Consider the following 13,670-nt stretch of genomic DNA (forward strand, 5'->3'; position numbering starts at 1 on the left):
CATGACAGATAAATTATTAGAGATTAAAGGATTAAAGCAACATTTTTTCACAAACAAAGGGACAATTAAAGCAGTTGATGGTCTGACGTTTGACATCTTCCGCGGAGAGACATTAGGGCTTGTAGGTGAATCTGGTTGCGGAAAGTCAACAACAGGCAGAACGATTATTCGTTTATACAATGCTACTAGCGGTGAGGTGCTGTTCAATGGCGAAAATGTACATGGTCGTAAATCTCGCTCAGAGCTTAAAAAATTCAATCGTAAAATGCAAATGATTTTCCAAGATCCATATGCGTCGCTTAATCCTCGTATGACCGTAGCAGATATCATTGCAGAAGGCATTGATATTCACGGCTTAGCCAAAACCAAAAAGGAGCGTATGGCAAAGGTTCATGAGCTTCTTGAAACAGTAGGTCTTAACAAAGAACATGCAAATCGCTACCCACATGAGTTTAGTGGCGGACAGCGTCAACGTATCGGTATCGCAAGAGCACTTGCAGTAGAACCTGATTTTATCATCGCAGATGAGCCAATTTCAGCTTTGGACGTATCTATACAAGCTCAGGTTGTTAACTTAATGAAGAAGTTACAGCGTGAACGTGGACTAACATATTTGTTTATCGCCCATGATTTGTCAATGGTGAAATACATCAGCGATCGCATCGGCGTTATGTATAGAGGGAAAATTGTAGAGCTTGCACCAAGTGATGAACTTTATCGTAACCCTCTTCATCCATATACAAAAGCGTTGCTTTCAGCTATCCCGCTTCCCGATCCTGATAGTGAAAAAACGCGTCAGCGCAAAATTTATGATCCAAGTATTCACGACTATAACGGTGAAGAACCAGAGCTTAGAGAAGTATCTCCAGGTCACTATGTGTCTTGTTCTCAAGCAGAGTTTGCCACATATACAACATAACAAAAACGATCTCACAACGAGGTCGTTTTTTATTTAGTTATCAAAGAACACTAAGCTTCAAGTTGCAAAAAACATGTAAGAACAAGTAACATTAGCGCTTTACAGGTATTATACAGTAAAGGGTTGAAAAATACTATTAAAAATTTTCAGAATTTTATATTTAAGACAAAATATCTATATACAAACCTTATAACTAAAGGAATATAAGTGATTAATAATGTTTTATATTGAATAATAATTCAAAAAATAAAAAAAGAAGGTAGACATCTGTCTACCTTCTTTTTTTATAAATCTGCTAAAATGTCGCCGTCTTTACGGTTTTTGTCAATTTTTAACACTTGATCTGCCGGCTGATAAGACGCACCGTATATTTCTTTGTCTTTGTACGTATGAATCAACTCGTACGTTTTTTTCATTTTATTTAAAATGCTTTCCTCTGTTTCAGAGGTAGGAGACCAATATAGAATTTCCATCTGGTTAATTTCATTTGTAGCTAATGAGCGGCGGTTATAGCCAATTGTTTGAGCATGCTTAAAGTCTGCACGTTTATAAAAATGCAGTCGTTTTGCTGAGTCTGAATCTTTATAGTCTACAGGCTCTACTTCTAAGATAATTGGTTTGTTATGCTGTTTTAACTCATCAATTAATTTACCGCCAAGCCCTTGACCTCGAGCGTCTTTTGAAACAAAGAGGTAATCAATAAAGATAAATTGGTCTGTTTCCACGTACATTAATACGTGATGAGGTCCTTCATTTTTATGATAAATATCGCTGCGTTCTTGTAAAAGCGTTTCGATATGCTTCTTTGATTTCATTTCTTCAATGGGAAAATATTGACTGAGTTTTTCGTACCAATTCATAGCACCCTCCTACTGATCTTTTCATGATGATGTTCATAATAGTGTTTAAACAGTTATCTTATCTTTACCCTTTTTAGGGAAAAGTAAGCATCTATAATTGAAAATATAGACCAAAAAAGATAGATTATTCAAAATAATTAAATAATTATAGTGGTATAAGAACATATAATGGTAAAAATGAGTTTAATTATATTTAAATCGTAAGTTTATTTGTGAAAATCACAAAAAACTATCGCATTTTTTGTGATTTTTGATAAAATGAACAAAGTGAAGTTTTTTTAATATTGTATTTTATAGATGTAATAGCGGTAAAAGTGCAGGTTTGGAACTTGCAGCATCAGATTTTTAGTACATACAATCTCTGGAATTATTTAGCTGAAAAATAACGTAATGCTACACAATTAGCCGCTATTAAATGAAATGGACATGTTAGGAGAGAGAATTATGCAAGGGAACACGCAAGAAAAAGAATTAAGCCGTGGACTTGAGGAAAGACATATTAGCTTAATGTCTTTAGGTGCAGCTATCGGAGTTGGACTGTTTCTAGGTTCTGCATCCGCTATTCGGTTAGCGGGTCCTGGTATTCTTATCATGTATGGAATCAGTGGTCTTATTATGTTTTTTATTATGAGAGCGCTAGGTGAAATGGCAGTACAAAATCCAGTTGCCGGTTCTTTTAGTAAGTATGCTAACGACTATTTAGGGCCACTTGCTGGTTATTTAACAGGCTGGAACTACTGGTTTATGTGGATTATTACATGTATGGCTGAAATTACAGCTGTTGGAGTATATATGGAGTTTTGGTTCCCGGGTGTACCTCAGTGGATATGGGCACTTGCAGCGCTCGTTATCATGACAGGGGTTAACTTTTTAGCTGTAAAAGCATATGGCGAACTAGAGTTTTGGTTTTCTCTTATTAAAGTAGTAACGATTATCCTTATGATTGTGCTTGGACTAGGCATGATTATCTTTGGAATTGGAAATGGCGGTATAGCAACAGGGATCAGTAATTTATGGAATCACGGGGGCTTTTTCCCGAATGGTATGAAAGGTGTTCTTTTATCACTTCAAATGGTTATGTTTGCTTACCTTGGTATTGAAATGATTGGGGTAACCGCAGGAGAGGTAAAAAATCCAGAAAAGACATTAACAAAAGCAATTGATAATGTACTGTGGAGAATTTTGATTTTTTACATCGGAGCTTTGTTTGTTATTATGTCTATTTATCCTTGGCCAGAGATCGGAACACAAGGAAGCCCATTTGTTTTAACCTTTGATAAAGCTGGAATTCCCGCTGCAGCAGGGATTATAAACTTTGTAGTGTTAACAGCGGCTTTATCTTCTTGTAACAGTGGAATTTTTAGTACAGGCCGTATGTTATTTAATTTAGCTCAGCACGGGGAAGCTCCAAAACGCTATGCCAACTTAACAAAAGGCGGCGTGCCTGGTGCAGCAGTTATTGCTTCAGCTGTTGTACTGCTACTCGGAGTTGGCTTAAACTATGTTGTTCCTGATAAGGTGTTCACGTGGGTAACAAGTATTGCTACTATTGGAGCGATTTGGACATGGGGAATTATTTTACTTTCCCAAATTCGCTTCCGCAAGGGATTAAGCGATCAGCAGGTAAGTGATTTAAAATATAAGCTTCCGTTTTTCCCGTATACGTCGTATCTCGCTCTTGCTTTCTTAGCGGGAGTAGTAGTGGTGATGAGTTTTTCCTCTGATACAAGAATAGCCCTTATTGTAGGTCCGGTATGGTTTGTTTTATTGGTTGTTGTCTACTACTCAAAAGGTTTTCATAAAAGATAAAAAATGAAGCTGAGACAAAAGTAGTTTCGTTGAAGGAAAATGCGAACGAGTTGAATTCTTGATTAAGAATCCAACTCGTTCGCATTTTTTTATGGTGAACATAGGGTTACTGTATGTAGGGCTTCTAGCTATTGATTGGAGGGTAAGGCGAAGACTCCTGGGGAAAAGTGAGATCCTGCAGGAGCGGAAGCAACGAGGAAGCTCACCGCCCTCGGAGAGCAAAGTCTTGCACGGAAATCAACAGCGGTGTAACAAGCGCAATCCATACGAGCTCATATATCCCGTTTGTTCATCTATAGATTAATGTAGTTATGTCTCAGCCGCATTTTTTTCCAAAAGAAAATGAAGGATTTATTATTTCACTTTTTGCTTTAGTGTGCTAATATATTATATTGTTAAACAAATGAAGAGATGAATGGAAAAACAAATAATTTTTACGTGTTAATAGATTAGCATCGCGCTTTCTATGTCAAAAGTTTAAGCTCTTAGAAAGCAAAAGGAGACACAGCAAATGAAAGATAAAAAATGGGGCCTTTGGTTTTTAACAGCCTTTGTAGTTGGTAACATGGTAGGCGGCGGAGTATTTATGCTTCCTTCTAATTTAGCAAACGTATCAAGTCCAATCGGTTCAACACTTGCTTGGATTGCAACAGGTCTTGGCGTGTTCATGATTGCTCTTGTATTCGGGAATTTAGTCATGAGAAAGCCCGAATTAAAAGGAGGGCCTCAAAGTTATGCAGCCAATCTTTTTTCATCACCTAAAGCGGGTAAAGTAGCAGGGTATAGCATGGCTTGGGGCTATTGGGCAGCTAACTGGGCTGCAACAGCATCTGTCATCATATCGTTTGCGGGATATTTAACAACGTTCTTTCCAGTAATGGAGAGTAAGGATATTTTATTTTCAGTCGGAAATTTTCAATTAGAAGCTGGAAAATTCATTACGTTTTTAGTATGTTCTATTGTCCTATGGGGAATTCAAGCTATTTTGCAGCGAGATATTAATAGCGCCGGTAATATTAACTTTATCACAACGGCAGCTAAAATTATTGGATTCGGTTTATTTATTGTTGTGGCGCTATCGCTATTCAGCGCATCCAATCTGGTCAGTACAGAATTTGTTAATTCAAAGGGTATAAATGTAGGATTGGGAAGTCAGGTCAATGGGGCAGCCATTGCTACGCTGTGGGCGTTTATCGGAATTGAATCGGCTGTACTGTTATCTAACCGTGCAAAATCACAAAAAGTAGTGAAGAAAGCAACGCTGCTTGGATTATTGATCTCAATGGTTATCTATGTGGGGATTACGCTTTTAGCTATGGGGATTCTTTCAACAGCTCAGCTTCAGCAGTCTCAAAAACCTTTGGTAGATACGTTAGAAATGGTGATTGGACATAAAGGTGCTTACGTAATGGCCATTTTAGCACTTATTTCTTTATTAGGTTCTACTGTTGGATGGATTGTTGTTAGTGCAGAAGTTCCTTATCAAGCAGCAAAATCAGGGTTGTTTCCACAGTGGTTCGCTAAAACGAATCAGAATAATAGTCCAGCCCGCTCACTAACATTAACAAATGGCTTAACACAGTTGTTTTTGTTCGCGACTATTTCAGGTACAGTTTCGCAAGCCTATAATTTCGCTATCGTTGTAGCTACTCTCGCTTATTTAGTTCCTTATTTCGTGACGACAGTTTATCAATTAAAGCTTATTGTGACGGGGGAGACGTACGACACGATTAAAGGATCGCGAGTAAAAGACGGAATCATTGCCTCGTTAGCACTTATTTATTCGCTTTGGGTGATTAAGACAGGTACAGCTGATTTAAAAACATTTTTCTTAGGTATTGGCTTATTTGTAATCGGACTGTTACTGTATCCTATCTTAATGAGACGAGGAAAAAGCACATCAGCTATGAAATAAATAAGAGGTTATCTCAAAAGCTTTGCAGAAAAGTCAGTTCTTCTGCAAGGCTTTTTTAGTGACTGAAAAAGTTGAGGAATTTGTGAAAGAAAAAATAATAAAAAAATGAAACTAATCTACAGGTTTATTCGTAATAGTAGTGTGGTAAATAAATAATGAAGAAAATCGGCAATGAAAATAATGACAGTGAAGGAACGAACTAATGTACTAGTTCACTTCAAAAAGTATATCATTCCGATGAAGTTTATAGTATAATGCAAATAGATATTATTTTTTAAAAGTAATTATAAAGTAGTATCGATTTTCATTATCAGTCATTAAATATTTACACTCGTTGAAGTTTGTATAAAACAACATGATTTACAGTTCATGTTTTAAATGTTATGACCGATTATGATAGAAGGAGTGAAGGAGTAAATGGTTACATTATATACATCACCAAGTTGTACATCTTGTCGTAAAGCGAAAGCTTGGTTAGAGGAAAATGATATTGGATATACAGAGCGTAATATCTTTTCAGAGCCGTTATCAATCGACGAGATTAAAGAAATTTTACGTATGACAGAAGATGGAACAGATGAAATCATTTCAACACGTTCGAAAACTTTCCAAAAACTAGACGTTCAGGTAGACGCTATGCCTTTGCAAGATTTGTATGAATTAATTCAGCAAAATCCTGGCTTATTGCGCCGTCCGATTATCATTGATGAAAAACGTCTACAAGTTGGTTATAATGAAGACGAGATCCGTCGTTTCTTACCACGTAAAGTGCGTACTTTCCAACTTCGCGAAGCTCAAAGACTTGTGAATGGTTAATTTTTATATTTGTCTGTTTAAGATTTAAATAAGAAACCAACCAAGTAACGTTTGCTTGAAGTTGGTATATAAAAAATAAGCAGCAGGGAGCCAGTGGCCCCCTGCTGCTTATTTTTTGTCGAAATAGCAGGGAAAATGAAGTATATATGTAATTAGTAAAGAAAGAGAGTAACTAAACATATAAAAGTGGTGGTGAACGGATTGGAGCTTTTACAGCTAAAATATTTCCAAGTAGTTGCTAGACTAGAACATATCAGTAAAGCGGCCGAAGAACTATACGTATCTCAGCCTGCGCTCAGCAAAACAATTTCACAGTTAGAAAAAGAGCTGGGCATTCGTTTGTTTGATCGAAACGGTAAATACATTAAATTAAATCGGTATGGTAAAGCATTCTGTGCCAAAGTAGAACTTGCTTTAAAAACATTGGAAGATGCAAAGCACGAGCTAAAGGATATGTCGAACGATCCATGTGAAGAAATTCGCCTTGTTGTATTAGCTAGTTCACATTTACTCCCAGAGCTATTAAGCAGGTTTCGTGAGCAATATCCTCAGGTGCGTTTTCGACTGATGCAGCATTTGACTAATTCTAATTCACAGCCTGATTTTGATTTATGTATTTCAGCTTTTCCATTAATAACCCGTCAGATCGAACATACCCATTTGCTTCGTGAATCGATTTTGCTTGCAGTGCCTCTTGATCATCCTTTAGCCAAGCAATCACGTGTAAAGTTAAGTGAACTCAAAAATGAGAAATTCATTGTGCTAAAGAAAGGGAAAGAGCTAAGGAAAATAACGGATGTAATTTGTAAGGAACAGAATTTTGTACCTCAAATTACGTTTGAAAGCGATGATCCAGCAACAGTGAGGGGGTTGATTAGAGCGAAGCAAGGAATAGGCTTTATTCCTGAAGTAACTTGGGGAGGTTCTACAGGAAAAGATGTAAAGCTGCTGAAGATGGAAGAGGAAATATTTGAACGTACTATCTTTTTAGCCTGGAACAATGGAGGCTACGTGACAGATTTACAACAAATCTTCAGGCAGTTTGTGATTGATTATTTTAAACATTTACCCTCTGGTACGACTCATGAATACATATAAAAATCATGACTAAATGTCATGATTTTTATTCCTTTTTCGAATAAATCTAAAGTGCACCGTAGAGAAAAGCTGCATTATGTCATTTTTGATATAAGTATATAACTAAAAATGCATAGGTTATTCAACTTTTTTCCTTTACACTATTTTTAAACTGTAAAGTAAACGCTCTCAATAATGGAGTGGGGAGGAAGTAATATGATAATCTTCGGTGTAGCGCTGCTGTCTATTTGCATGTTGATAGGGGTAATTGTAGGGGACGCATTAGGAGGGCTGATGGGAGTAGAAGCCAACGTTGGAGGAGTAGGGGTATCCATGCTTCTTCTTGTACTAGCGGTGGATTATTTAAAGAAGAAAAATAAGCTCCAAGTAAAATCCGAAGAAGGCATTGCTTTTTGGGGAGGTATTTATATTCCTATCGTGGTAGCAATGTCTGCACAGCAAAATGTTGTAGCTGCTCTTGATGGAGGAGGCATGGCCCTTCTTGCAGGGGTGGTAGTAGTCGTGGTAGGCTTTTTATCCATACCATTTATCAGCAGAATAGGAGAGAAAGCGAAGGTGAAAGAACAAGAAATAGAGCTTTCTATTTTACCTAAGGAGCAGATAAAATGATGAATATGATCAAAGAAGGATTAGAAAATAACGGACTGATTACGGCATTTGCTATTATTGGGATTGTCATGTATCTTGCTTATTTTTTATCAGATAAACTAACAAAAGGAAGAGTTCACGGATCTGCTATTGCTATTATGTTTGGATTGATCCTTGCTTATATCGGTGGAGTGAACACAGGAGGAGAGAAAGGAATTTCTGATGTACAGTTATTTTCAGGAATTGGTTTAATGGGCGGAGGGATGCTGCGAGATTTTGCCATTATTGCTACGGCGTTCGGCGCCAATTTTAGCGAAGTCAAAAAAACGGGAATCAGCGGGATTACGGCCTTGTTTTTTGGGGTTTTCTATTCCTTTGTAATAGGTGTAATTGTTGCTCTTTGTTTTGGATATAGAGATCCCGTTGCTCTGACCACAATCGGAGGAGGAGCCGTGACCTATATTGTGGGGCCGGTTTCTGGAACTGCGATTGGAGCCTCTTCTGATATTATCGCGTTAAGTATAGCTGTAGGTTTAATTAAATCCATTTCAGTTATGATTTTGACACCGATATTTGCTAAGAAAATCAAACTAAACAACCCTCGTACAGCAATGATCTATGGAGGAGTTATGGGGACGACGAGCGGTGTAGCAGCTGGTTTAGCCGCGACAGATGTAAAACTTGTACCTTATGGAGCCATGACAGCTACATTTTATACAGGTCTGGGTTGCTTACTCGTACCATCTATTCTTTTTTTACTCACAGAGATTATTTTTTAAGTGTACAAAGTGTTTTATGAATAAAAGACTGCTGTGCTCATTAAACTAAAGAAAAGGCCATACTAAATAAAAATGTTTAGTATGGCCTTTTCTTTATCATTTAGTTGAACGAAAGGTATTAACAACCATGCCGCTTATCAGCACAACAGCAATTGTTATAAACGGAATAAATGTTCCTAGAGATGTATGCTCTGCAAAGAATGAATGTAAGTTCTTTTCATGACCAATCATATTTCCAGCAGTATAAGCTAAAATAGCTGCTCCACCATAAACAAGCAGGGGAAATCGTTCCATCAAATACAAAATGAGCTTGCTTCCCCAAACAATAATGGGGACGGATACGAGTAATCCGGTAACAACCAAGATAATATTTCCATGAGCTGCGCCTGCTACAGCTATTACATTATCTAGTCCCATTACAATATCAGCAAATACAATCGTTCTTACAGCGGCCCCTAATGTCACACCTGCACGGATTGAAGATGCATCATCACCGTCTGATACAAGAAGCTTAAAGGCAATGATCACTAATAAAAAACCGCCGATGAGCTGCAAGTAAGGAATAGTTAGTAAATAAACAGCTAAAATAGTAAGTACAATGCGAACTATCACAGCTAAGCCAGTCCCTAAAAAAATAGCTTTATTTCGCTGATATTCAGGTAAGTTGCGGCTTGCTAAGGCAATAACAATAGCGTTGTCTCCACCTAATACAATATCGATACCGATAATAAGAAGAATGGAGGTTATTAATTCTAAATCCAATAGTCTTCCCTCCCAATATGTAAGGATAAGTAGCTCATATTGCTTTATCTGTGTTCATTTTTAACAAAAAGCGTTCATAGGGTAAAGAGATTATGTATATAACAAAGTAAGGTGTAAGGTGGCTATGAGTTGTCAGAGTATTTTTTATTTCCTTTCTTTCGCATTTTGTCATAAAATAGATATACAAGGTTCACTCAAATAGTGTATGCTTGTATATCCCAAGTTAGAATGCTTTACAAAGTGAGAAAGTACATGTAATATTGCTTTAACACGGGGGTAAAATAGTCCCTTCATCGTTTAGGGGTAATGTTCGAAATGGCCGGATTACCTTCACTGATTTTTCCGAAGGGAGAGATGATAATGGAAATCGAACGCATTAATGAAAACACAGTAAAATTCTTTGTCACTTACGTAGATATTGAAGAACGTGGATTTGATCGCAATGAAATTTGGTTTAGCCGAGAGCGCAGTGAAGAGCTATTCTGGGAGATGATGGACGAAATTCATCAAGAAGAAGAGTTTGTAGCAGAAGGTCCTCTTTGGATTCAAGTACATGCGCTTGAGAAGGGGCTAGAGGTTATTGTAACAAGAGCACAAGTTTCAAAAGACGGTCAAAAGTTCGAAGTACCTGTTGGTGAAAATGATAAAATCGATATCCCTGTAGATGGAAAAATTGAAGCGTTGCTTGATCATCAAGCAAATCAAAATAAAAAAGCTGATTTTGAAGAAGAAATTATAGAAGACGAAGGGCTACAGTTCGTCGCACGCTTTCAAGACTTAGAACATTTAATTTCCTTAAGTCACCATTTAGAGTTAGATGATATCATTAACAGCATGTACGTGTTTGAAGGGAAATATTATTTATACGTTGAGTTTACAGATGATGAAGATTTTGTAGCTGAAATTGATAACATTTTAAGTATCATTTTAGAATATGCAAATGAATCAAATGTAACAGTTCATCGTTTAATGGAATATGGAAAAGAATTAATCAGTGAAAATGCACTTGAACAAGTAAAGCAGTATTTTCCTTTACGATAATAGCAGCCGATTTCATGTATATGAAATCGGTCTTTGTTTTGCCCTCTTTTTTGGAAAAGCTCTCCGCTCATGTCGAACAATATAGGTGGAAAAAGCAGACGGCTGGTTCCTACACGGGAAAGTGTAGTGTTAAAATAACAAGTTTGAGGATAATAACGGTATAGAGACCTGTTATTAATGATGAAAGATTGGTTTTAGGATAGGTGAAAACAAGTTGAAAAATAGATTACAGCTTTTAATTTTTGTTGTTGGTATTATTGCTTTGCTTTATTTTACAAAAGGGTATTGGGACGGTAAATTTATTGGCGTGCTAAGTATCTTAATTACGATTAGTGTTGTTTTCATCGGTCTTGTTATTTCATTAGAAAACCGGCATCCAACTCAAACGCTAACGTGGCTCGTAGTATTAGGCGGTTTCCCGGTAATAGGGTTCTTTTTTTATTTGTTATTTGGACGCAATACGCGAAAACGGCGTTTATTTGCTAAAAAAGCAAAGCTGGATGAACAGGTGCTTTTAAAGATGGAAAGAGATTCCGGTATATTAGAAAATCACTTTGAACAGTTGGGTACCAGTAGAAAGCAAATGCTGAAGCTAGCCGTCAGGCTTGGCAAGAGTCCAATTTCTTTTTCATCAGATACGCGCGCATTGACGAATGGAAAAGAGACGTTTCACGAAATTATGGAATCATTAAAGCATGCAAGGCACCATATTCACTTAGAGTATTACATCGTACGACATGATCACTTAGGAGAACAAATTAAAGATATTTTAATTCAGAAAGTACAAGAAGGAGTTTATGTACGTTTCTTGTATGATGCCGTGGGCAGTTTTCAGCTTTCACCGCATTATATTCACGAGTTAAGAAACGCGGGCGTAGAAATGATTCCATTCTTGCCGGTCAGACTTCCCTTTCTTAATAATAAAATCAACTTCCGTAATCATCGTAAAATTGTAGTCATTGATGGAACAATTGGATTTGTAGGAGGTTTGAACATCGGTGATGAATATCTCGGGAAAAGTCGGCATTTCGGCTTTTGGAGAGATACACATTTGATGGTGAAGGGTGAGGCAGTCCGTTCATTGCAGCTTATTTTCTTGCAAGACTGGTATTATATGACAGGTCAGACGATGCTTACTCAAACGTATCTATCGCCGGATTTAATTGACATTGATATGGAAAAGTGCGGCGGTGTTCAAATGATTGCTGGCGGACCAGACCGTGAATGGGAAATTATCAAACACTTATTTTTTTCGATGATTACGTCTGCGAAAGAGTCCATTTGGATTGCTTCTCCTTACTTCATACCTGATGAAGATATTTTTACTTCCCTCAAAGTAGCTGCTCTAAGCGGTATAGATGTAAGGCTTCTTGTACCTCAGAAGCCTGATAAAAAAATTGTTTTTCATGCATCACGCTCTTATTTTCCGGAGCTGCTAGAAGCAGGTGTGAAAATTTACGAGTATAAAAAAGGATTTATGCACAGCAAGATTGTGATTGTTGATAGAGAAATTGCCTCTATTGGAACAGCTAACATGGACATGAGAAGCTTTCATTTGAATTTTGAAGTAAATGCTTTTTTATATCGCACAGCTAGTACCCAAAAGCTCGTATATGAATATATGCAAGATTTAGAAGAAACGAGTGAGCTTCACTTTAAAGACTTTGAAAAGCGGCCATTTATACAGCGGCTATTTGAATCAACGGCCCGTTTGCTTTCACCGCTATTATAATCCCTGAAAACCACATTGCGTATGCTGCAATGTGGTTTTTTCTTGAAAGAAAAGGGTTTAGTAGAAAGGCGTCGAATACAAGGATATAGCTCGCTACTATAGGAAGGAGAAATGTACGATTGTTAGTTGCCCGAACAGAAGAAGGCCTCATTTCACTAGCTCAGCGCTTTTCGCTTGAACAGCTTAAGCTGTGGAAAAAAGAAAAGCAGTTCTACTGTCCCTCTTGTCAAGCCCCTGTACAGTTAAAGGTAGGTACAAAAAAAATCCCTCATTTTGCTCACCTGAAAAAAACGTGCGTCGCTCAGCATGAAGGTGAAACAGATTATCACCTCGACGGAAAACGAAAGCTGTTTCACTGGTTTAGTTCTCATCTTGAAGTCGAGTTAGAAAGTTATCTTCCTGACATTATGCAACGTCCAGATCTTCTTGTAGATACGCCCTCGCAAAAATATGCAATCGAATTTCAATGTGCTTCCTTATCTTCCTCAGTGCTAACCAAACGTTCTATTCATTATGAGAAAGGAAATTATATGCCCCTTTGGATTATGGGGGCAAAAAGAATGAAGCGCTTATCCACTTATATGTATCAACTTTCTTTTCAAGAGTGGCAGTTTCTTACTCTTTACGATTATACGCCCACACTTCTTTATTTTTCACCTTCTACTAATCAACTGTTGAAACTTGAACATCTTATTCCTTTTTCGTCTCAGATTTGTTATGCACAGCTTGTCGTGCTCTCTCCTCATGAGCATACCTTTCATGATCTTTTTTCTACACATACACAACCTCAATTTTTCTCTTCATGGATAAAGAAAAAGAAGGCATGGAGAACGCATTATATCCTCTATCCTAATCAGAAGCTTCAGCCTTTTTTACAAGCTCTTTATGAAAATAATATTCCTCCCTCCCATATTCCAGCAGAAGCAGGCATACCGCTGCCTTCTTTATACATGGTTGAAACGTCTGCTACTATATGGCAAACGTGGCTGCTTCTTGATTTAATGCAGCAGAAGCAAGTAGGGGATTTAGTTACAGAAAAAGAGTTATGCCGGCTATGGCTCTACAGAATTCATAAGCGGCACATTGTATTTCGGTCTTTGCCGATGGCCCCTGTTGCTGTGGAACAGCCCCTGTTTGAGTATATAGAGGTATTATGCCGGTTAGGGATGCTAACGTATGTAACTTCTGGGGTATACAAAATCAGAAGGCACTACACGATTCCAAAGCAAACATCTGATGCTTTTTTAGAAGATGGACAAATGATGAAAAGGTGGTTAAATCAAGCAAAAGAAGTGACATAATCACTGAAAATCAGTACGCTTAAGAAAGAATCCTTTTTTCAAAAGCGTAC

The 13,670-nt window shown here is 37.4% G+C and carries 12 protein-coding genes; 10 read left to right on the top strand and 2 right to left on the bottom strand.

Translation table 11 applies throughout. The features are described 5' to 3' along the window. The first annotated feature begins 1 nt into the window (after nt 1). Nucleotides 2–919, top strand: a complete 918-nt coding sequence (locus tag U9R83_RS03630; RefSeq protein WP_042992328.1) for an ABC transporter ATP-binding protein — start codon at nt 2–4, stop codon at nt 917–919. Nucleotides 920–1,203: 284 nt separating this feature from the next. Here the strand turns inward: U9R83_RS03630 and U9R83_RS03635 are convergent, their stop codons facing one another. Next, nucleotides 1,204–1,779, bottom strand: coding sequence for a GNAT family N-acetyltransferase (locus U9R83_RS03635; protein ID WP_013055419.1), 576 nt, complete (start codon nt 1,777–1,779; stop codon nt 1,204–1,206). A gap of 444 nt (nt 1,780–2,223) precedes the next feature. Here U9R83_RS03635 and U9R83_RS03640 point away from each other — a divergent pair, with 444 nt between their 5' ends. The 6 genes from U9R83_RS03640 to madM all read left to right on the top strand — a co-directional run bounded on the left by U9R83_RS03640 (nt 2,224) and on the right by madM (nt 8,784). Next, nucleotides 2,224–3,588, top strand: coding sequence for an amino acid permease (locus U9R83_RS03640; RefSeq protein ID WP_014461581.1), 1,365 nt, complete (start codon nt 2,224–2,226; stop codon nt 3,586–3,588). Nucleotides 3,589–4,099: 511 nt separating this feature from the next. Further along, nucleotides 4,100–5,503, top strand: coding sequence for an amino acid permease (locus tag U9R83_RS03645; RefSeq protein ID WP_014461580.1), 1,404 nt, complete (start codon nt 4,100–4,102; stop codon nt 5,501–5,503). A 417-nt stretch (nt 5,504–5,920) separates the two neighbouring features. Continuing rightward, nucleotides 5,921–6,319, top strand: coding sequence for a transcriptional regulator SpxA (spxA, locus tag U9R83_RS03650; RefSeq protein ID WP_013055422.1), 399 nt, complete (start codon nt 5,921–5,923; stop codon nt 6,317–6,319). A gap of 201 nt (nt 6,320–6,520) precedes the next feature. After that, complete coding sequence (locus U9R83_RS03655; protein ID WP_014461579.1) at nt 6,521–7,417, top strand: LysR family transcriptional regulator; 897 nt, start codon at nt 6,521–6,523, stop codon at nt 7,415–7,417. A gap of 195 nt (nt 7,418–7,612) precedes the next feature. Then, nucleotides 7,613–8,026 (top strand): malonate transporter subunit MadL, encoded by a 414-nt coding sequence (gene madL / locus U9R83_RS03660; RefSeq protein ID WP_013055424.1) that lies wholly within the window; start codon nt 7,613–7,615, stop codon nt 8,024–8,026. Continuing rightward, nucleotides 8,023–8,784: a malonate transporter subunit MadM gene (gene madM, locus U9R83_RS03665; RefSeq protein ID WP_115653071.1), complete on the top strand. Its 762-nt coding sequence runs from the start codon at nt 8,023–8,025 to the stop codon at nt 8,782–8,784. Before madL ends, madM begins: the two co-directional genes overlap by 4 nt. A 96-nt stretch (nt 8,785–8,880) precedes the next feature. Here madM and U9R83_RS03670 read toward each other — a convergent pair whose 3' ends face one another. Next, nucleotides 8,881–9,546, bottom strand: a complete 666-nt coding sequence (locus U9R83_RS03670) for a TerC family protein (protein ID WP_014461577.1) — start codon at nt 9,544–9,546, stop codon at nt 8,881–8,883. A 360-nt stretch (nt 9,547–9,906) separates the two neighbouring features. On the opposite strand from U9R83_RS03670, the gene mecA reads away from it, so the two are divergent. The 3 genes from mecA to U9R83_RS03685 all read left to right on the top strand — a co-directional run bounded on the left by mecA (nt 9,907) and on the right by U9R83_RS03685 (nt 13,620). Next, nucleotides 9,907–10,587 (top strand): adaptor protein MecA, encoded by a 681-nt coding sequence (mecA, locus tag U9R83_RS03675; RefSeq protein WP_013055427.1) that lies wholly within the window; start codon nt 9,907–9,909, stop codon nt 10,585–10,587. Nucleotides 10,588–10,801: 214 nt separating this feature from the next. After that, complete coding sequence (gene cls / locus U9R83_RS03680) at nt 10,802–12,319, top strand: cardiolipin synthase (RefSeq protein WP_025749882.1); 1,518 nt, start codon at nt 10,802–10,804, stop codon at nt 12,317–12,319. A 119-nt stretch (nt 12,320–12,438) separates the two neighbouring features. After that, entirely contained in the window at nt 12,439–13,620 is a 1,182-nt protein-coding gene (locus U9R83_RS03685; protein ID WP_042992327.1) for a competence protein CoiA, read from the top strand. Nucleotides 13,621–13,670 lie beyond the last annotated feature (50 nt).

This window comes from Priestia sp. LL-8, assembly GCF_036227845.1.
GTDB lineage: Bacteria > Bacillota > Bacilli > Bacillales > Bacillaceae_H > Priestia > Priestia zanthoxyli.